Here is a 20,093-nt window from a genome sequence, read left to right as displayed (position 1 = left end):
CGGCATCACCAGCATGGCCGTCAACAAGGAACCCAAGTGGCGCCACAACGAGGAAGAGCTGACCAGCGGCTACGACCCGCACTGGCGAGCCTGACACGGCGACGACACCCGCCGTACACCGGCATCCACTGGAAGAAGCACGACGCGATCACGAGGACCGTGCCGAAGGAGCAGGGAGCGAGGATGACAGGGAAACAGGTGCTCATCGCGGAGGCCGCGGTGCTCGGCGGGCTGGCGCTCGCCCTGCTGGTCAAGGAGCTTCCCGGGGCCGTGCGCGAGGTCAGGATCTGGCGGATGGTCGGTCTCCGCGCCGGCGCGCGGCACCCGCGCTGACCGGGTCGGGACGGGACTCGGGGACCCGGAGGCACGGAGACCCGGACGGGCCAGGTCTCAGGACAGGACACGTCTCAGGACAGGACGAAGTACCTGAGCCAGACGTAGAGCAGTGACAGGGCGACCGTCACCGCCGTCACGACCAGCCCGTACTTGGTGAACTGCCAGAAGGAGATCGGCTGCCGGTTGCGCTCCGCGATGCCGAGGACCACGACGTTCGCGGAGGCGCCGATGGCGGTGGCGTTGCCGCCCAGGTCGGCGCCCAGGGCCAGCGCCCACCACAGCACATGGTCGCCGCCACCACCCATGTGGTGCACCAGGTCCGCGGTGATCGGCGCCATGGTGGCCACGTACGGGATGTTGTCGACGACCCCCGACAGCACCGCCGACGCGCCGAGCAGCGTCATGGCCCCGCCCAGCTCGTTCCCGCCGATGACTCCGGCGAGCGCCTGGGAGATCCGGTCGACGACACCCGTTCCGATCAGTCCGCCGATCATGATGAACAGCCCGCCGAAGAAGGCCAGCGTCGGCCACTCCACCTCGGCCAGGACGTCGCCCGTCTCCACCGCGGACACCGCCACGAGCAGCCCGGCGCCGAGCAGGGCCACGACGCTCGGGGCGTAGTGCAGCACCGGGTGCAGCACGAACCCGGTGACGACCAGGCCGAGCACGACGAGCCCCTGGGCCAGCATGCGCGGGTCGCGGATCGCCTCCCGCTCCTCCAGCGCCATGATCTCCGCGGCGCGGTCCTCGTCGAACCGGAGCACGGCGCGGAACATGAACCGGCACAGCCCCAGCAGGACCACGACGAGCACCACGACCAGCGGCGCGAGATGGACGAGGAAGTCGTTGAAGGTCAGTCCGGCGCGGCTGGCGATGATGATGTTCGGCGGGTCGCCGACCAGCGTGGCGGTGCCGCCGATGTTCGACGCCATCACCTCCGCGATCAGGAACGGTGCCGAGGGCACCGCCAGCCGCTCGCACACCAGCAGGGTCACCGGGGCGATCAGCAGCACCGTGGTGACGTTGTCGAGCAGCGCCGACGTCACCGCCGTGATCACCACCAGCATGGCCATGACCCGGAACGGCTGCGCGCGGGCCCGCTTGACCGCCCAGATCGCCAGGTACTCGAACATGCCGGTCTTCTTCAGCACGCCGACGATCACCATCATGCCCATGAGCAGGAAGATGACGTTCCAGTCGACCCCGGTGTCCTCGGAGTAGAACGCCGACACGTCGTCGGTCGCGCCGATGGCCAGCATCAGACCCGCCCCGCCGAGCGCGACGGCGACGCGGTGGATCTTCTCGCTGATGATGAGGGCGTAGGCGCCCACGAACACGGCGACGGCCGCCCAGCTGTGCCAGTCGTTCACGGTGCTCCGGTCGGTAGACGGACGGGTCGGAGGGGGACGTATCCCCTGCTCGCCGACCAGACTTCCCGGCACACCGGGAGGCACCTTACCCGTCCTTGACGCCGCTTTGACAGATCCCTGATCCGTCCACGGGTATGCGCGCACACGGCAGAACGGGGCGCGGCACCGACCGGCTCATGACGCGGCGCGCAGCAGCCGCTCCAGCAGATGCGAGGCGGTGATCACCCCGAGCAGCCGCACGCCCGTCTCGTCCCTCTCGACGACCGCGACGAGCGGACTGCGCACCTGCGCCATCAGCGCGGCCACCTCCAGCGCGGTGTCGTCCGGGGCGGCGACCGGCGGCTCGGGCACCGGCGCCGACAGACAGTCACGCACCGTGCGGCCCTTCAGCGCCTGGCAGAGCCGGTCGGCGTGGCGCTCGTCGACCACCGCCGCGAGGGTCGGGTCCTCCATGACGTACGCCGGCACCACGGCCTTGATCATCTGGGAGGCGGGCAGGATCGCCTTGGGCGCCCCGTCGTCGTCCAGCACGAGCAGTGCGGGCAGCCGATGTTCGGCCATCAGCCGCGCGGCCTCCGTCGCGTCGGTGTCGACACCGACCGTCTCGTACTCGACCGCCAGGTCACGTGCGCGCACGAGCCGCTCCCACTTCTCGTCTACGTCCGGTGTTGCCCCGCTCGACAGCGCCATTGTGACGCAACCGCCGTCGGCTGCCCGCCGATGCGCCGATGCGCCGATGCGCCGACGCGCCGACGCGCCGATGGCCGCGGGCGAGGTCGCCGCCTTGGGGGTCGGTGCGGCGGCGGTGCGGCCGGCCGGGTGAACCGGGGATGCGGGTGGGGTGCGGCGCGCCTAGCGTCGAGAACGCACACCGGCGGGGGTGATCGGGAGGAAGCGGACATGGGCCGCAGCAGTCGAACCGCGCACGGAACCGGTGACCGTGACATCACGGAGGACGTCCAGGAGGATGCCCAGCCGGATCCGGAGCCCCGAATATCCGGCGTGGCGGAACAGTTGTGGCCCGCGGACGGGACCGTCCCCAGGGCCCGAAGCCTGCGGCTGCGCATGGCACGGGCCGATCCCGCGTCCGTCCTGGCGGTGAGCTCTCTGGTGTCGCTGGGACTGGCGGTGTGCGCGGCCGTCACCCTGCCACCCGTGTGGATCCTGCTCGCCCTCCTGGGCCGCGACCCGTGGCCGTCCCCCGGCTGGGCACTCGCCCTCGGCATCTGCGCGGTCGTGCTGACCACCGCGTCCGCCACGGTGTGCAGCCTCCTCTACAACGTCTCGTGCCGATGCGCCGGCGGCGTCGAGCTGACCCTGGCCGAGGACGCCCCGGCCGCGGCGGCACCGGCGCGGGGACCGCGACCCGAACCGGCGGAGCAAGGAGCACGGCCCGGCCCCTGACCGGGACCGGTTCACCCGGGCCGCCGCTGGGAGGACCGACGGGCGTCGGGGCCCTGACCGCCCTGACCGCCCTGACCGCCCGGATCGGCCTGCGGCGTGTCCCAGGCACCGGAGGCCGCCGCACCGGCCAGTCCTATGCTTCCCGCACCGATCAGCGCGACCCCGATCACCTCGGGCAGCACCCGGACCCCGAGCCCGATGTACTCCTCGAACAGCGCCCAGCCCAGCGCCACACTGGTCACCGCGTCCCCGAGGGTCAGCGCGGGCTGCGAGGCGGTGAGGCTGCCCGCGCGGAACGCGCTCTGCAACAGCAGGAAGCTCAGGCCCCCGACGACGACCGTGGCGTACGGCGGCCACTGTGTCAGCAGCGCGCCGAGGCCCTGGTCGAACCGCCCCGTGACCTCCTTCAGGAGCGCCGCCGTGGCCGCGAACGACACCGCGGAGGCCAGCCCCAGCAGCGCGGCCCGCGGGGCGCCCCGCACCAGGCGGGACGCCAGGAGCACCGCCACCACCACGCCCAGCAGAGCCGCGCCCGCCCGCAGCCAGAGTTCCGGTGGGGCGGTCGACGTGCCTTCCGGGGGCGAGGCCGCCCCGAGGAAGAGAGCCAGCCCGACGGCGAGGGCGGCGAACGCCAGCCAGGTCCGCCGGTCCGGACGGCGGCGGAAGACGAGGCTGCCCACGGCGAGGGTGAACAGCAGCTCACTGGCCAGCAGCGGCTGCACCACGGAGAGACTGCCCACGGACAGCGCCGCCGCCTGAAGCACGGTGGACACCGCCAGCAGCCCGGCGCCCGCGAGCCAGTACGGGCGCCGCAGCACACGGACCAGCCACCGCACCGCCTGCCGCGCCCCGGAGCCGCCCCCGGACTCGTCCGTCGCGGCCCGCCGCTGGAGCACGGAGGCCGAGGCGTTGGACAGCGCCGCCAGCAGCGTGAGGACGATGGTCAGGGCGCTCACCGGCAGTCGTCCGGCCTCGGTGGCGAGCCGGCGGTCGAGCCCGCCGCGGTGGCGGCCGGGGGGCCGGAGGGGACGTGGGACACGGTGGCTTTCCTAGGCGGCGACGGCGAACGCGGGGAGCGGGCGGCCGGTGCCGCTGCCACCCGGGTCCGGACGGGCTGGGCCGTCACGGAGTATCCCGGCAGCCATGTCGCCAAACGCCCGCACAGAGCCTGGCTAGCCCCTCCGCTGCAACCAGTGGTGATCGCAGAACCAGCGCCCGAACATCGCGCCGCCGTAGACGACGAAACCGACGCCGGTGAGCCAGGACTCCACGACCAGCACGATGCCGACCGTGCCGTAGCTGAGTGCGTTGTCGACGATGAGCGGAGTGAAGACCAGGTAGGAGAAGACACGCAGGCCGCCCAGGCCCACCATGGTGGCGAACGCGCCGGGCAGCAGGCTGCGCCAGTGGATCTGGCCGCCCAGGAGGAAGTGCTGGCCCCACCAGAAGAACAGCGCGCCGGTGGACGCGGACAGGGTGATCCGCGGCCAGCCGTGGAACTCGTGTCCGGTCAGCACCTCCTGGTAGAGGTACGCGCTCATCACGGCCAGCCACGTCGCCTGCCGCCACACGCGGTGCCACGGGCCGGGCGGCAGTCCCCAGATCCGCTCGTAGCCGTTCTGGACGCTGCCGGCGAAGGAGATGCCGAACACCGCGAGCAGGACCCCGCCCCAGACGCTGGTGGTGCCGATCACCTTGACCGGGGGACTGATGATGTCGGCGAGGATGTGCGCGGACCGGCCGGACAGGCCCATGCCGTCGACCAGCCATGACGCGAAGCCGCCCTCGCCGAGGGGGTCGGCGGCGGCGATGACGATGAGCAGGGGCGCGAGGGTGACCAGGGAGAGGGTGGCGAACCCCATCGCCCGGTGCATCAGCTCCAGATCGCGTCCGCGCCGGACCAGGGCCAGCGCGGCGAGCCGGTGCTCCAGGTCGAGCACCGCCTGCCGTAGCCGCGGGAAGTGACGCTTCACGCCCGCCATCCTGCACACCGGGACGGCCGCCCGCCGCCCGGGACCTCCGTCCGCTCCCGCCGGGCCCGGTTACCCGGTCCCCGCCGGATACTCCGTGACCACCTGGGACGGCCTGGGATGGTCGGTGGACGTGCCGGCGGCGAGGGCGGAGGTGAGGGCGAGCAGCGCGAAGACGAGGGCGGCCAGGAGGAAGACATGGCGCCGCCGCTCGGCTCTCGGCCGGGGAGCGGTGATCTGCTCGAACGTCGCCAGCTTCTCCGCCAGGAGGGGATCCTCGGCCACCAGCCGCTTCTCGATCCGCGCGAGTTCGCGCTCGAAGTTCACGTTCACGGAGGACTCCTTCGGGTCCGGCGGTACGGCCCCGCGACGATCGACCGGCGCACGCGGCGGACACCGCGGGCGCGACGGTCACTCCGGGCGTACCGCGAGCGCACCGCAAGCGCGCCACCCGCGCGGCGGAACCGACGCGGGCCGCATGTCCGCAGTACCCCCATGGCGCACGGTGACGCGAAGTGCGACGCGACAAAACCGGCACCGGCTCAGCGGTGGGTGCGGCGGGTGGCCGCGTCGCGGATGCGGTCCAGGGGGCCCCACAGCTGGGTGGTGAGTCTGACCAGCGGCGCCGAGGCCGGGGCCGCTGGGCGCGGCCGGGTCGGTGCCGCCGCCCTGGTGTCCCGTACGCTCGCGCCCAGGTCCCGCAGGACGTCGGCGGGGCACAGCGCCTGGAGCCGGGGGAACAGCAGCTGCTCCTCCTCGACGACGTGCCGGGTCACCCGGGTGATCAGCGACAGCAGCAGCTCCACGAACTCCTCGCCGGCCGGGTCGGCGGCCTCCAGCGCCTTCAGCAGCTCCTCGATCCGCCGGAGTTCGCCCAGCTCCCCCTCCGCCCAGCCGTCGCCGTCCGGAAGGAAACGGCGGACCGCCGGGTACAGATGGGCCCGCTCCGCCGTCGCATGGCGCACCAGTTCCCGGGCGGCGCGCTCCACCAGGGCCAGGCGCTCGCCGGATCCGGGCCGTGCGGCCCGGATCCCGTCGAAGAGGGACCGCACCCGGCGGTGGTCCTCCGTCAGCTCCTCCACGATGCCGCCTCGACCGTCCACTGCCGCTCCTTGCCGGAGCGCCGGCCGCTCGGCGCTCCTGATGCGTCCCCGGTCTCGACCGGGCTGAAGGTGTCGTAGGTGTCGTACCAGTGGAAATGGGGGTGCCCCCGGCATGCCTGCGGCATGCGCTCGGGCCCTGCACCCAAGATTGAAACACCCGGCAGGCGGGCGCCCCCCGAGCCCGCCGCGCCCCCGGGCCCGCCGGGCCGTCCGGGCTGCCCGGCGGTCGCCGGACGAACACACGAGGAGCGTGATGCGGGCGTGCTGATGCGGCGCCGCAAGGCGAGAGTCGAAGCCAGGGCCCGGCAGGCGGCGTTCCAGGCCTACGTCGTCGCCGACCGGCGGGCGCCCGTCTCCGAGCTGGCCGGGCAGCTGCTGCGCAAGGCCTTCCCCGACCACTGGTCGTTCCTCCTCGGCGAGATCGCCCTGTACAGCTTCGTCGTGCTGGTGCTCACCGGGTCCTTCCTGACGCTGTTCTTCGATCCGAGCCTGGCCGAGGTGCGCTATACGGGCTCCTACGGGCCGCTGCGGGGCCTGCTGGTCTCCAAGGCGTACGACTCGACCCTCCAGCTGAGCTTCGACGTGCGCGGCGGCCTGCTGATGCGGCAGATGCACCACTGGGCCGCCCTGGTGTTCGTGGCGGCCGTGGGCGTGCACATGCTGCGGATCTTCTTCACCGGCGCGTTCCGCAGACCGCGCGAGCTCAACTGGACCGTGGGGGTGACGCTGTTCCTGCTGGCGCTGCTGGAGGGGTTCGCCGGCTACTCCCTCCCGGACGACCTGCTGTCCGGTACGGGACTGCGCACCGCCAACACCATCGTGGAGTCGATCCCGGTGGTCGGGACCTACCTCGCCTTCTTCGCGTGGGGCGGGCCCTTCCCGGGCGACGCGATGACCAAGCGGCTGTACATCCTCCATGTGCTGTTCGTGCCGGGCCTGCTGATCGCGCTGATCGCCGTGCACCTGTTCATGGTGGTGTACCTGAAGCACACCCAGTGGTCCGAGCAGGGCAAGACCAACCGCAACGTGGTGGGGCAGCCGATGTTCCCCTCGTTCGTCGGCAAGTCGACCGGGCTGTCGCTGATGGTCTTCGGTGTCCTCGCCGTGATGGGGGCGATCGCCCAGATCAACCCGATCTGGGCCTTCGGTCCGTACGTTCCCGACCAGGTGTCCACCGACGCCCAGCCGGACTGGTACGTCGGGTTCCTGGAGGGCGCGCTGCGGCTGATGCCCGGCGTGGAGTGGAACGTCGCCGGGCACACCTTCATGTGGAACGTGCTGCTCCCGGCGGTGGTGCTGCCGGGACTGCTCTTCCTGGTGCTCTACTGCTATCCCGTCTTCGAACGATGGGTCACCGGGGACCTGGTGGAGCACCATCTGTGCGACCGGCCGCGGGACCGCCCGGTGCGCACCGGGCTCGGCGTCGCGGCGATCGTCTTCTACGCCGTGCTGCTGCTCGCGGGCGGCAACGACGTGATCGCGACGGTGTTCCTGGTCTCCGTCAACGGCCTCACCTGGATCTTCCGCGTGCTGCTGTTCGCCGGCCCGGTTCTCGCGTACCTGATCACCCGACGCGTCTGCCTCGCGCTCCAACTGCACGAACGGCAACTGCTGGAGGAGGGCGAGGAGACCGGCGAGGTCTACCAGGACCTCCCGGGCGGCATGACGGAGAGCCACGAGGGACTCGACCGGCGCCGCCGCTACAAGATCCTGGTCAGGGACATTCCGCTGCCGCTGGCGTACCCCGGCCGCGACGCCCCGCTGCGCCACCGGCTCCGGGCCCGGCTCAGCGCCTGGTACTACGGCGAGCGGGTGGACGTGCCGACGACGGCCGAGGAACGTCTTCAGATCACCGGCCGCACGGCCGATCCGGTGTCGGGCGGGGTCAGTTCCCCGCAGGAGTGAGCGCCGGTACCCCACGGGAGCGACGCTCGAAGTCCCCACGTAAGCGACGGTTGTGCCGTGTCCGCGCCTCCGGACGCGGACACGGCGTGCTCCTGGATGTCACCTCCGGGTGCCCCCGCGGGCCTTGCCGATGGTCAGGCCCATGGCGGCAAGCCCCAGCAGCATGGTGATCGCACCGACCCAGCAGTTGTTCCAGATGATGCCCGCCCGCGCGGTGTGCAGGAAGGTCACCACCCAGGGCGAGATGAACAGCCACGCGCCGAGTGGGACGAGCGCCCACGCCAGACGGAACATGCGTTCCGGGGCCAGCGCCAGGCCGAGCCCGATCGTCGCGACGGCGAGGCCCACGATCAGGTTGTTGACGGTGATGGCGGGCTGGATCGCGAAGTGCACGACCCAGGGGGAGATCGCGGCGTAGAGGCCTGTCAGCACGATCAGGCCCTCGACGGCCATCGCCGGGCCGCTCGAAGCGGTGCGCTCGAGCCGTTCCCGCATCTCCGCCATCTCGGGATGCGTACCCATCATCTCCGGATGGGCGCCCACGTCACTGGAGCGATGTGGATACGACATTGCTGTCGTCTCCTCTCCAAAGGGGAGTCTTTGCCTTATGCAAGGGTTCCCCTGTTCGAGTGACTTATGCCGTTTTTATGTCGATTTCCGAGGATTCCCGGTGCGGGAAGTGGCTCATGGCGCGCCACCGGGCTCAGGCGCTGTCGCGCCCCGCGAACTCGAACACCATGCCGAGGAGCCCGACGGCGAAGACCCCGAACCCGATCATGAAGAGCCAGAAGCCGTAGACGATGCCGACGGCGCACGTGGTCACACCGGCGGCGGTGATCACCGGGTTCCTGCTGTGCGGCGGGAAGAAGTCGACGCGGCCGCTGCGTTCCCGGATCTCCCCCGTCGGCCGGTCCTCCGGCCGCTGCCCCTTGCGCCGGTGGTTGGTCAGGCAGAAGAAGGCGATCAGCGAGGCCATGAAGCAGGACACGGTCAGCGCGGCGATCCCCGCCGGCTCCCGGGCGAACCAGATGTAGGCCGCGTCCGTGAGCAGGAAGAACACCGCCACGCCGGCGAAGAGGTAGGCCTCGGACTTCATTCGCTCTGCCCCCCCATGGTGTCGGGCGTCGCCTCCACGGCTCCGTGCTCCGCCGGCGGCAACTCCTGCGCGATCTCCGGATGGTGCAGGTCGAAGGCCGGGGAGTCGGAGCGGACGCGCGGCAGCTCCGTGAAGTTGTGCCGGGGCGGCGGACACGACGTCGCCCACTCCAGTGACCGGCCGTACCCCCACGGGTCGTCCACGTCCACCTTCGTCCCGTAACGGGACGTCTTCCACACGTTGTACAGGAAGGGCAGCGTGGACAGGCCGATGAGGAAGGCGCCGATCGACGAGACGGTGTTCAGGGCCGTGAACCCGTCGGCCGCGAGGTAGTCGGCGTAGCGCCGGGGCATGCCCGCCTCGCCGAGCCAGTGCTGGACGAGGAACGTCGTCTGGAAGCCGACGAAGAGCGTCCAGAACTGGATCTTCCCCAGCCGCTCGTCGAGCAGCTTGCCCGTGATCTTGGGCCACCAGAAGTAGAACCCGCCGAAGGTCGCGAAGACGATCGTCCCGAAGAGCACGTAGTGCAGATGGGCGACGATGAAGTAACTGTCGGTCAGATGGAAGTCCAGCGGCGGGGAGGCGATGAGGACACCGCTGAGCCCGCCGAGCAGGAAGGTGACCATGAAGCCCATCGCCCACAGCATCGGGGTCTCGAAGGAGAGGCTGCCCTTCCACATGGTGCCGATCCAGTTGAAGAACTTCACCCCCGTGGGGATGGCGATCAGGAACGACATCACGGAGAAGAACGGGAGTAGGACCCCGCCGGTGGCGAACATGTGGTGGGCCCAGACGGTGGCCGACAGCATGGTGATCGAGATGGTCGCGCCCACCATCCCCACGTAGCCGAAGACCGGTTTGCGGCTGAATACCGGGATGATCTCCGTGACCACACCGAAGAACGGCAGGGCGACGATGTAGACCTCCGGATGGCCGAAGAACCAGAACAGGTGCTGCCACAGCAGCGCACCGCCGTTGGCGGGGTCGTAGATGTGGGCGCCCAGCTTGCGGTCGGCCTCCAGCGCCAGCAGCGCCGCGGTGAGCACCGGGAAGGCCGGCAGCACCAGGATCGAGGTGAACAGCACGTTCCAGGTGAACAGCGGCATCCGGAACATGGTCATGCCCGGCGCGCGCAGGCACAGGATCGTGGCGATGAAGTTGACGGCGCCGAGCGTGGTGCTCAGACCCGCGACCACCAGCCCCATGGCCCACAGGTCCCCGCCGTGGCCGGGACTGTGCACGGCGCTGTTCAGCGGCGCGTAGGCGAACCAGCCGAAGGGCGCGGCCCCGTTGTCGACCGCGAACCCGGACAGCACCGTCAGCCCGCCGAACAGGAAGAACCAGTACGTCAGGGCGTTCAGCCGGGGGAAGGCGACGTCGGGGGCGCCGATCTGGAGCGGCATGATGGCGTTGGAGAACCCGGCGAACGTGGGCGTCGCGAACAGCAGCATCATGATCGTGCCATGGATCGTGAACAGCTGGTTGTACTGGTCGTTGTTCATGATCTGCAGGCCCGGCCGGGCCAGCTCGGCCCGCATGAACATCGCCATGACGCCGGCGGCCATGAAGAAGCCGAACGCCGTGACCAGGTACAGATTGCCGATCTTCTTGTGATCGGTGGTGGTCAGATAGTCCCGGATCTTCTCGCCCGTACGGCCCCGCGGCGGCCGCGCGGTGTGCCGCGGCTCGTCCACCCCGGGATGAGTCTGTGACATGAGCGCCCTCCACGCGCTTCGGCCCGCCGGCCCGGACACCGCCCGGACCGGCCTGCCGGACGGTCTGCTGCGACGGGCCCGGCTAACCGCCGGACGGACGCGCGGAGGGACCGGAGCGGGGAGCCGACCTGGTGTGGATGTACAGCTCCCGCCGGTCTCCCACCGGGACCCGCGGCGGCAGGGGCAGCTCGTAGCGGACCGGGCGGAGGTGGTCGGCGAGCTGGCGTCGCGGGTTGTAGACGCGGTTGAACTTCCACAGCATGCGCGCGAAGTTGGTCTGGCCGTGTGCCAGCCGGTCGGCGAGCACACGCGCCGCGCCGAACGCGGTGCGCAGGCCCAGGTGCTTGCGGTTGATGACCGACTGGGTGCGCACCAGCTCCTCGTAGAACCGGTCCAGCGGCAGCGCGGTGGGGACCACGGCGTGCTGGATGTCGAACAGGCGGTAGTCGCGGGTGGTCAGCCGGCGGGACTCGGTGTGCCAGATCTCGGTGCCCGGATAGGGGGTCATCACCGTCAGGTGCACGATCTCCGGGACGGACAGCGCGAACTCCCGCACCAGGCGGAAGCGTTCGGCGTCCCAGGCCGGGTCCACGATCAGGTTGATGGCGACGTTGATCCCCAGCCGCCGCGCGGTCTGAAGGGCACGGAAGTTGTCGTCCGGGTCGACGCGCTTGCGGTACAGGTCCAGGCCCTCGGCGTCCAGGGCCTCCATGCCCAGGAACATGTAGCGCAGACCGAGCCGGGTCCAGCGTTCGAACACCTCGGTGTGGCGCAGCAGCACGTCCGCGCGGGTCTCCAGGTAGTACTGCTTGCGGACCCGCCGGCGCTCCAGTTCGGCGGCGATCGCGTCACCGTGCTCGGGGCGGATGAACGCCACGTCGTCGACGATGAACACGTTGGGCTCGGCGATGGAGGCCAGCTCGTCGGCGGCTGCCTCGGGGCTCGCCTTGCGATAGCTGCGCCCGTAGAACGTCCAGGCCGAGCAGAACGAGCAGTCCCAGGGGCAGCCGCGGGTGAACTCCATGGAGGCGCAAGGATCCAGCTCGCCGATGAAGTAGCGGCGCCGATGGCTCATCAGGTCCCGTGCGGGCCGCGGGGAGTCGATGCTGTGCAGCATGCGGGGGGCCGGCCCGTGCCCGTCCGTGGTGACGATCCCGGGCACCTCCCGCAGACCCCCGTCGCGCACCGCCTCCAGCAGCGGGGCCATCGCCGGCTCCCCCTCGCCCCGCACCACGGCGTCCACGGCGCCCCGCGCCTGGCGCAGCACGTCGTCGGCCACGAAGGAGACGCTGTGCCCGCCGAAGAAGACGAAGCAGTCCGGCACCGCCTGTTTCACGGCGCGGGACAGGTCGATGGCCTCGGGAATGTTGGCCAGGTAGTTCAGAGAGAAGCCGAGCACCTGCGGCCGGAAGGAGTGCACCACTCTGCGCAGGTCCCGGTGCCGGAGGACCTGAAGATCGACCACCCGCACCTCGTGTCCGGCGTCGCGGGCCGCGGCGGCCACCCGCTCCAGGCCGAGCGGCTCCAGCCTGAGGAAGATCTCCGAGTACATCAGGGCACTGGGATGGACGAGCAGGACGCGCATGGATCACCTCGGGTTCCGCGGCGGGATGCGGGGGAGCAACCACGTGCAGCGGTACGGGCACGGCACCCGGCGCTCCCCGGCCTTCCCGTCGGTGGACGACTGCGCCCGGCGTCCATGACGGGTCGTGACAGGCGCACGGCGTACTTCATTCGGTCCCGTTCCGGCCGGGCTTCATGCGGGCCCTCGTCCGGCTGCCGCGCACGTTCCGTCTCACGGGGGACCCGGCCGGTGTGTCGCCGGGCGGCCGGACCGGGGGCCGGGTGGACGGCGGGCCGGCCGCGAACCGCGTCGTTTGCACACCCCGCGCACGGGTCACCCGCCGGTGACGACGCGAGGACGACGGCCGAGGTGTGCGAGGGAGTGCGCGGTGGCGGCGACGAACGGCACGGAACCGGGCGCCCGCCCGTCTTTCGACGCCTGCCGGATCGAGGGCGTCGACGTGCACGCCTTCGAGCTGCCCAGCGACGGCCCCGACGGCCGGGAGCAGGACGGCACCCTGGAGTGGGACTCCACCACCATGGTGTCCTGTGCCGGGTGCACGCGGGCGGGCGCACGGGCATCGGCTGCACCTACGGCGACGTGTCGCTCGCCGCGTTCCTGTCGGGCACGCTCGCCCCCCTGCTCGAGGGACGGCCGGTCTCCTCGCCGCCCGCGCTGTGGGAGCTGATGGGCAGGCGGATCCGCAACGCCGGCCGGCCCGGAGCGGGGGCCATGGCGGTGTCCGCCGCCGACATCGCCCTGTGGGACCTAAGGCCAGGCTGCTGGACCTGCCGCTGGTCCACGCCCTCCCGGCCTGCCACGACCGGGTCCCGGCCTACGGATGCGGCGGCTTCACCGACTACTCACTGCCCCGCCTCACCGAACAGCTCACCGCCTGGACCGAACAGGGCATCCCCCCGCGTGAAGCCGAAGACTTCGCGGGACCCCGACCGGGACCCGCAGCGGCTGACCGCCGTCCGCCGGGCGATCGGTCCCGGACCCGAGCTGTTCACCGACGCCAACGGGGCCCTCGGCCGCAAGGAGGCGCTGTACTGGGCGCACAGGTTCCACGACGAGTGGGACGTGCGCTGGTTCGAGGAACCGGTCGGCTCCGCGGACATCGAGGGCCTGCGGGCGCTGCGGCGCAGCGGACGCCCCGGCTGGAGAGCGCAGCGGGCGAGTACGCGTACACCACACGGGACTTCGTCAACCTGGTGGACGCCGAGGCGGTGGACTGCCTCCAGGCGGACGTCACCCGCTGCGGCGGCATCACCGGCGTGCTGGAGGTCGCCGGCCTCGCGGCCGCCCGGCACCTGGACCTGTCCGCGCACTGCGCGCCGGCGGTCTCCGCCCAGGCCTTCTGCGCCGTGCGCCGACTGCGGCACCTGGAGTACTTCCACGACCATGTCCGGTTCGAGCGGCTGGTGTTCGACGGCACGCTGCCGCCCGTCGACGGCGCCCTGCGTCCCGACACCGGCCGGCCGGGCCTCGGCCCGGAGATCAGGTGGGCCGACGCCGAGCCGTACCGCGTCCACGGTCAGCGACCCGCCTGACCTGGATCCGCCCCACCTGACCGGGCTCCGGGAACGGGGTCCGCGGGCAGCCGCGCCGACCGGTGTTCCGGTCAACGGCCCTTATCCACAGGGAAGTTCGTGTGCGAGACTGCGGTGATCGTCATCCCCGCCCGACATCCACCGCACCCGCTCGACGGAGGAGCCCGCCATGGCGACCGGAGCCCCCGACCTCCCGGCCCCGCAGATGGACACCGGCAAGGCGCACCCGGCCCGGGTGTACGACTGGCTGCTCGGCGGCAAGGACAACTACCCGGCGGACGAGGCCGTCGGGCGCATGCTGCCGCCCGAGGCGCGCGACGGCGCCCGGCAGAACCGCGCGTTCATGCACCGCGCGGCGGCCTGGCTCGCGGCGCAGGGCATGGACCAGTTCCTCGACATCGGCACGGGCATCCCGACCGAGCCGAACCTGCACCAGATCGTCCAGCGGGTGGTGCCGGCCGCGAAGGTCGTCTACACGGACAACGACCCGATCGTGCTGCGGCACGCCGAGGCCCTGCTGGTCAGCCGGCCCGAGGGGATGACCGACTACCTCGAGGCCGATGTGCGCCGGCCGGACCGGATCCTCGAGCACGCGCGGAAGGTGCTCGACTTCGAACGTCCGGTGGCGCTGTCGCTGATCGCGCTGATGCACTTCCTCCCCGACGACCAGGAGGCCCACGGCATTCTGCGCGAGCTGCTCGACGCGCTCCCGTCGGGCAGCCACCTCCTGCTGACGCACGCCGCGTCCGACATCTTCCCGGAACTGGCGCGGCAGGTCACCCACGAGTACGCCAGGGGCGGCATCCGCCTCCGCTTCCGCGGCCGGCCGGAGGTCGCCCGCTTCTTCGACGGACTGGAGCTCGTCGGCCCCGGGCTGGTCACGGCCCCCGAGTGGTTCATGTCGCCCCCCGCGCCGCGGCCCGAGGAAAGCGGCATCTACGCCGGCGTCGCTCGCGTCCCCTGACGCGGCGTGCGGGCCGCGAGGACACCGGACTTCCTCCCCTGCCCGAGGTGCGAGAAGTGAGCGGAGCCGTCAGCGCGGCGGCTGGTCGGGACCCCGGTCCTGGTCGCGCATCTGTTCCTTGAGCCGATCCTGGGCGGTGTCCACCTGGCCGCGGTACTTGCCCTGGGTCCGGTCGTCGATGTAGTCACCGCCCTTGTCGATGCCCTTGCCGGCCTGCTCCTCGTGACCCTTCAGCAGCCCCTTGAGCTTGTCCATCATGCTCATCGCGTGCTCCTTCACGGCGAGGGTTCACCTACCAGCATGGCCGACCCCTCCCAGGGACGCATCCGCAGCGGACACGGGACAGGAGGGGGCCGGGCGGGGCCGGAGAGGGCGGGCCACGGCCGGGTCACGACGTACCGGACCGGGTTCAGCGGACCGGGAAACCGAACGAGTATCCCTGTTGCTTCAGCCAGGGAAGCACCTCGCGCAGCGCCGCCACGGTCTGGGAGCGGTCGCCGCCCGCGTCGTGGAAGAGGATCGTCGGACCGTTCGCGACCTCCTTCCGCACGGTGGCGACGATGGCCGCCGTACCGGGACGCTCGAAGTCCTTGCTGTCGACGTTCCAGCCCAGCGGCCGCATTCCGCGGGACGCGGCGAGGCCGCGGCTGTAGGGGGTGAAGGCGCCGCCCGGGGCCCGGTAGTACAGGGGGCGGACACCCCCGGAGGCCTTGGTGATCATGCGTTCGGCGTCCAGGATCTGCTGCGACTGGTATGCCTGCGACTTGTGGTCCATGCCGGTGTCGTGCGACACCGTGTGGTCGCACAGCCGGTGCCCGGCCGCCACGACCGCCCGCACCAGGTCTGGGTGCGCCTGGGCCTGCGTGCCCACCATGCAGAAGGTGGCCTTCACGCCGTTGTCCCGCAGCACCCGCAACACCTGTGGCGTCCATACCGGGTCGGGTCCGTCGTCGATGGTGATGTTGACACCCCGGGCGCCGCGGTCCGAGGCATGGGCGATCGCCGCCGACACCTTCGCCTGTGTGGAGCCCTCGGCCCCGGCGGGCGAGGCGGAGGGCCGCGCCGAGACGCCCGTCCCCGCATGCCGCTTCCCGGTGGCGGTGGGATCCGCCTGCGCGGTCCACACCGAGGTGGCGGCGGCCACCGCGGTCACCCCGATCGCCGCCGCGAGCACCCGACCGTGCCATCCCCGCCCCGCATGCCGCACCATGTCCGCCCCGCTCCTCGCCGTCCGTGTGCTTTCCGTGCATCCGTCAGGACGGCACAACGCCCCTTCGGGATCCGTCTGTTACCGATCGCGGACATTTCCGGGGGGAACCCGCGACAGGCCGCGCGGTCGGCCCCGCGGATGCGGACGGAGGGAGTCCGCGGATGGGGACGGAGGAGACCCGTGGCGGCGCACGGAAGGAATCAGTGGCCCGGCTCACATGGCGTGACACGGGTGTCGCCGACACCATGGTCTGCGTCACCGGCAGGCCGAAGGGATCCAGGATGTTCCGCAAGGTACTGGTCGCCAACCGGGGTGAGATCGCGATTCGCGCGTTCCGCGCCGGCTACGAACTGGGCGCGCGCACCGTCGCCGTCTTCCCGTACGAGGACCGCAACTCGCTGCACCGGCTCAAGGCCGACGAGGCCTACGAGATCGGAGAGCCGGGACACCCGGTGCGGGCCTACCTCTCCGTGGACGAGATCGTCCGGGCGGCGCGCCGGGCCGGCGCGGACGCCGTCTACCCGGGATACGGCTTCCTGTCCGAGAACCCCGAACTGGCCCGCGCCTGCGAGGAGGCGGGCATCACCTTCGTCGGCCCGGACGCCGCCACCCTGGAACTCACCGGGAACAAGGCCCGCGCCGTGGCGGCGGCCCGGGCGGCCGGCGTGCCGGTCCTCGGCTCCTCGGCACCCTCCAACGACGTCGACGAACTCGTCCGCGCCGCCGAGGACATCGGCTTCCCCGTGTTCGTCAAGGCCGTCGCCGGCGGCGGCGGGCGCGGCATGCGCCGCGTCGAGGACCCGGCCGCGCTGCGCGAGTCCATCGAGGCGGCCTCCCGCGAGGCCGCCTCCGCGTTCGGCGACCCGACCGTCTTCCTGGAGAAGGCCGTCGTCGAACCCCGCCACATCGAGGTGCAGATCCTCGCCGACGGCCAGGGCGGCGTCATCCACCTCTTCGAACGCGACTGCTCGGTGCAGCGCCGCCACCAGAAGGTCATCGAGCTCGCCCCCGCCCCGAACCTCGACCCGGCGCTGCGCGACCGCATCTGCGCCGACGCGGTGCGCTTCGCCCGCGAGATCGGCTACCGCAACGCGGGCACGGTCGAGTTCCTGCTCGACCGCGAGGGCAACCACGTCTTCATCGAGATGAACCCCCGCATCCAGGTCGAGCACACGGTGACCGAGGAGGTCACGGACGTCGACCTGGTCCAGGCCCAGCTGCGCATCGCCGCCGGCGAGTCGCTCGGCGACCTCGGACTGGCCCAGGGCACCGTGCAGTTGCGCGGCGCCGCCCTGCAGTGCCGTATCACCACCGAGGACCCGGCCAACGGCTTCCGCCCCGACACCGGCCGGATCAGCGCCTACCGCTCACCGGGCGGCTCGGGCATCCGCCTGGACGGCGGCACCACGCACGCCGGCACCGAGATCAGCGCCCACTTCGACTCCATGCTGGTCAAACTCACCTGCCGGGGACGGGACTTCAAGGCCGCGATCGGCCGCGCCCGGCGCGCCGTCGCCGAGTTCCGCATCCGCGGGGTCGCCACCAACATCCCCTTCCTCCAGGCCGTCCTGGACGACCCCGACTTCCAGGCCGGGCGGGTCACGACGTCGTTCATCGAGCAGCGGCCGCACCTGCTCACCGCCCGCTCCTCCGCCGACCGCGGCACCAAGCTGCTCACCTACCTCGCCGACGTCACCGTGAACAAGCCGCACGGCGAACGGCCCGAGTCGGTCGACCCGGTGACCAAGCTGCCGCCGCTGCCCGCCGGCGAACCGCCCGCGGGCTCCCGCCAGCGCCTGGTCGAACTCGGCCCGGAGGGCTTCGCCCGCCGGCTCCGCGAGGCGCCGACCATCGGTGTCACCGACACCACCTTCCGCGACGCCCACCAGTCCCTGCTCGCCACCCGTGTGCGCACCAAGGACCTCCTGGCCGTCGCCCCGGTCGTCGCCCGGACCCTGCCCGAGCTGCTCTCCCTGGAGTGCTGGGGCGGCGCCACCTACGACGTGGCGCTGCGCTTCCTCGCCGAGGACCCCTGGGAGCGGCTGGCCGCCCTGCGCGAGGCGGTGCCCAACATCTGCCTCCAGATGCTGCTGCGCGGCCGCAACACCGTCGGCTACACCCCGTACCCGACCGAGGTCACCGACGTCTTCGTCCAGGAGGCCGCGGCCACCGGCATCGACATCTTCCGCATCTTCGACGCCCTCAACGACGTCGACCAGATGCGCCCGGCCATCGACGCCGTACGCGGGACCGGCACGGCCGTCGCCGAGGTCGCGCTGTGCTACACCGGAGACCTCTGCGACCCCGCCGAGCGCCTCTACACCCTGGACTACTACCTGCGTCTGGCCGAGCGGATCGTCGCGGCGGGCGCGCACGTGCTCGCGGTGAAGGACATGGCCGGACTGCTGCGCGCGCCCGCGGCGGCCAGGCTGGTGTCGGCGCTGCGCCGCGAGTTCGACCTCCCGGTGCACCTGCACACCCACGACACCGCGGGCGGGCAGCTCGCCACCTACCTCGCCGCGATCCAGGCCGGCGCCGACGCGGTGGACGGCGCGGTCGCCTCGATGGCCGGCACCACCTCCCAGCCGTCGCTGTCGGCGATCGTCGCCGCCACCGACCACTCCGACCGCCCCACCGGCCTGGACCTTCAGGCGGTCGGCGACCTGGAGCCGTACTGGGAGAGCGTCCGCAAGATCTACGCCCCCTTCGAAGCGGGCCTGGCCTCGCCGACCGGACGCGTCTACCACCACGAGATCCCCGGCGGCCAGCTGTCCAACCTGCGCACCCAGGCGGTCGCGCTCGGCCTCGGCGACCGCTTCGAGGACATCGAGGCGATGTACGCCGCCGCCGACCGCATCCTGGGCCGCCTGGTCAAGGTCACGCCGTCGTCCAAGGTCGTCGGAGACCTCGCCCTGCATCTGGTCGGTGCCGGGGTCGCGCCGGAGGACTTCGAGGAGACACCGGACCGGTTCGACATCCCCGACTCCGTCATCGGCTTCCTGCGCGGCGAGCTGGGCACCCCGCCCGGCGGCTGGCCGGAACCGTTCCGTACCAAGGCGCTGAAGGGCCGCGCGGACGCCAAGCCCGCGGCCGAGCTGACCGCCGAGGACCGCGAGGGCCTGGACAAGTCCCGCCGCTCGACCCTCAACCGGCTGCTGTTCCCCGGACCGACACGCGACTTCGAGACCCATCGCCAGGCCTACGGCGACACCAGCGTGCTGGACAGCAAGGACTTCTTCTACGGCCTGCGCCCCGCCAAGGAGTACGCCGTCGACCTCGAACCCGGCGTACGGCTGCTGATCGAGCTCCAGGCCGTCGGCGAGGCGGACGAGCGCGGCATGCGCACCGTGATGTCCACGCTGAACGGCCAGTTGCGCCCGATCCAGGTGCGCGACACCGCCGCCGCGGCCGACGTCCCCGTGACGGAGAAGGCGGACCGTGCCGACCCCGGCCACGTGGCGGCGCCGTTCGCGGGCGTGGTGACCCTCGCCGTGGCCGAGGGCGACGAAGTGGCGGCCGGCGCGACCGTGGCCACCATCGAGGCGATGAAGATGGAGGCCGCCATCACCGCCCCGAAGTCGGGCCGCGTGACCCGGCTGGCCATCAACCGCATCCAGCAGGTGGAAGGCGGCGACCTGCTGATCGAGGTCTCCTGAACCGCCTCCCGCGAGGGGCTGCCGCCGCGTCGGGATCCACCGCGTCGGGATCCACCGCGTCGGGCTGCGCGGGGTTGGGCTGCGCGGGGTTGGGCTGCGCGGCGTTGGGCTGCGCGGCGTTGGGCTGCGCCGCGTTGGGCTGCGCCGCGTTGGGCTGCGCCGCGTCGGGATCCACCGCGACGGGCTGCCGCCGCGAGGGGACCCGCCCGTCCGGAGCGACCCGCCCGTCCGGGGCGACCCGCCCGTC

17 protein-coding genes and 1 pseudogene are annotated in these 20,093 nt (G+C 71.9%); 6 read left to right on the top strand and 12 right to left on the bottom strand.

Annotated elements, in window-relative coordinates; all coding sequences use genetic code 11:
• Window positions 1-183 precede the first annotated feature (183 nt).
• Window positions 184-333, top strand: a complete 150-nt coding sequence (locus ABZ484_RS22700; RefSeq protein WP_358867729.1) for a hypothetical protein — start codon at window positions 184-186, stop codon at window positions 331-333.
• A gap of 74 nt (window positions 334-407) precedes the next feature.
• On the opposite strand, the gene ABZ484_RS22695 is transcribed toward ABZ484_RS22700, so the two are convergent.
• Entirely contained in the window at window positions 408-1,706 is a 1,299-nt protein-coding gene (locus tag ABZ484_RS22695) for an ArsB/NhaD family transporter (protein WP_030179488.1), read from the bottom strand.
• A gap of 174 nt (window positions 1,707-1,880) precedes the next feature.
• Window positions 1,881-2,342 carry a CBS domain-containing protein gene (locus ABZ484_RS22690; protein WP_358867728.1) on the bottom strand — a complete coding sequence of 154 codons (462 nt, stop codon included), beginning with the start codon at window positions 2,340-2,342 and terminating at the stop codon, window positions 1,881-1,883.
• Between the two features lie 264 nt (window positions 2,343-2,606).
• Here ABZ484_RS22690 and ABZ484_RS22685 point away from each other — a divergent pair, with 264 nt between their 5' ends.
• Window positions 2,607-3,110, top strand: a complete 504-nt coding sequence (locus ABZ484_RS22685; RefSeq protein ID WP_358867727.1) for a DUF3566 domain-containing protein — start codon at window positions 2,607-2,609, stop codon at window positions 3,108-3,110.
• Window positions 3,111-3,121: 11 nt separating this feature from the next.
• On the opposite strand, the gene ABZ484_RS22680 is transcribed toward ABZ484_RS22685, so the two are convergent.
• The 4 genes from ABZ484_RS22680 to ABZ484_RS22665 all read right to left on the bottom strand — a co-directional run bounded on the left by ABZ484_RS22680 (window position 3,122) and on the right by ABZ484_RS22665 (window position 6,183).
• Window positions 3,122-4,066, bottom strand: a complete 945-nt coding sequence (locus tag ABZ484_RS22680) for a DMT family transporter (RefSeq protein ID WP_358867726.1) — start codon at window positions 4,064-4,066, stop codon at window positions 3,122-3,124.
• A gap of 216 nt (window positions 4,067-4,282) precedes the next feature.
• Window positions 4,283-5,092, bottom strand: coding sequence for a ribonuclease BN (locus tag ABZ484_RS22675; RefSeq protein WP_358867725.1), 810 nt, complete (start codon window positions 5,090-5,092; stop codon window positions 4,283-4,285).
• Window positions 5,093-5,152: 60 nt separating this feature from the next.
• Window positions 5,153-5,413 (bottom strand): DUF3040 domain-containing protein, encoded by a 261-nt coding sequence (locus tag ABZ484_RS22670; protein WP_358867724.1) that lies wholly within the window; start codon window positions 5,411-5,413, stop codon window positions 5,153-5,155.
• 209 nt (window positions 5,414-5,622) lie between these two features.
• On the bottom strand, window positions 5,623-6,183 hold the full coding sequence (locus ABZ484_RS22665) for a hemerythrin domain-containing protein (RefSeq protein ID WP_358867723.1): 561 nt from the start codon (window positions 6,181-6,183) through the stop codon (window positions 5,623-5,625).
• A gap of 261 nt (window positions 6,184-6,444) precedes the next feature.
• On the opposite strand from ABZ484_RS22665, the gene ABZ484_RS22660 reads away from it, so the two are divergent.
• Complete coding sequence (locus ABZ484_RS22660; protein ID WP_358867722.1) at window positions 6,445-8,088, top strand: cytochrome bc complex cytochrome b subunit; 1,644 nt, start codon at window positions 6,445-6,447, stop codon at window positions 8,086-8,088.
• Window positions 8,089-8,187: 99 nt separating this feature from the next.
• Here ABZ484_RS22660 and ABZ484_RS22655 read toward each other — a convergent pair whose 3' ends face one another.
• The 4 genes from ABZ484_RS22655 to hpnR all read right to left on the bottom strand — a co-directional run bounded on the left by ABZ484_RS22655 (window position 8,188) and on the right by hpnR (window position 12,484).
• Window positions 8,188-8,658, bottom strand: coding sequence for an SPW repeat protein (locus ABZ484_RS22655; RefSeq protein WP_358867721.1), 471 nt, complete (start codon window positions 8,656-8,658; stop codon window positions 8,188-8,190).
• 133 nt (window positions 8,659-8,791) lie between these two features.
• Entirely contained in the window at window positions 8,792-9,184 is a 393-nt protein-coding gene (locus ABZ484_RS22650) for a cytochrome c oxidase subunit 4 (RefSeq protein ID WP_358867720.1), read from the bottom strand.
• Entirely contained in the window at window positions 9,181-10,899 is a 1,719-nt protein-coding gene (gene ctaD / locus ABZ484_RS22645) for a cytochrome c oxidase subunit I (RefSeq protein WP_358867719.1), read from the bottom strand. Before ctaD ends, ABZ484_RS22650 begins: the two co-directional genes overlap by 4 nt.
• Window positions 10,900-10,981: 82 nt before the next feature.
• Window positions 10,982-12,484, bottom strand: a complete 1,503-nt coding sequence (gene hpnR / locus ABZ484_RS22640) for a hopanoid C-3 methylase HpnR (RefSeq protein WP_358867718.1) — start codon at window positions 12,482-12,484, stop codon at window positions 10,982-10,984.
• A gap of 367 nt (window positions 12,485-12,851) precedes the next feature.
• Here hpnR and ABZ484_RS22635 point away from each other — a divergent pair.
• Window positions 12,852-14,016, top strand: a pseudogene (locus tag ABZ484_RS22635) (enolase C-terminal domain-like protein).
• A 169-nt stretch (window positions 14,017-14,185) separates the two neighbouring features.
• Entirely contained in the window at window positions 14,186-14,980 is a 795-nt protein-coding gene (locus tag ABZ484_RS22630; protein ID WP_358867717.1) for an SAM-dependent methyltransferase, read from the top strand.
• Window positions 14,981-15,049: 69 nt separating this feature from the next.
• Here the strand turns inward: ABZ484_RS22630 and ABZ484_RS22625 are convergent, their stop codons facing one another.
• Window positions 15,050-15,244, bottom strand: coding sequence for an antitoxin (locus ABZ484_RS22625; RefSeq protein ID WP_358867716.1), 195 nt, complete (start codon window positions 15,242-15,244; stop codon window positions 15,050-15,052).
• A 145-nt stretch (window positions 15,245-15,389) separates the two neighbouring features.
• Entirely contained in the window at window positions 15,390-16,190 is an 801-nt protein-coding gene (locus ABZ484_RS22620; protein ID WP_358867715.1) for a polysaccharide deacetylase family protein, read from the bottom strand.
• A gap of 281 nt (window positions 16,191-16,471) precedes the next feature.
• Between ABZ484_RS22620 and ABZ484_RS22615 the strand changes: the two genes are divergently transcribed.
• The gene (locus tag ABZ484_RS22615) at window positions 16,472-19,846 is read left to right on the top strand and encodes a pyruvate carboxylase (protein WP_358867732.1); all 3,375 of its coding nucleotides are present in this window, start codon (window positions 16,472-16,474) and stop codon (window positions 19,844-19,846) included.
• Window positions 19,847-20,093: the final 247 nt, after the last annotated feature.

Source organism: Streptomyces sp. NPDC006393, assembly GCF_040628575.1.
Taxonomy (GTDB): Bacteria; Actinomycetota; Actinomycetes; order Streptomycetales; family Streptomycetaceae; genus Streptomyces.
The sequence above is the reverse complement of the archived record's forward strand: the minus strand, read 5'-3'. Positions and strand labels throughout refer to the sequence as shown.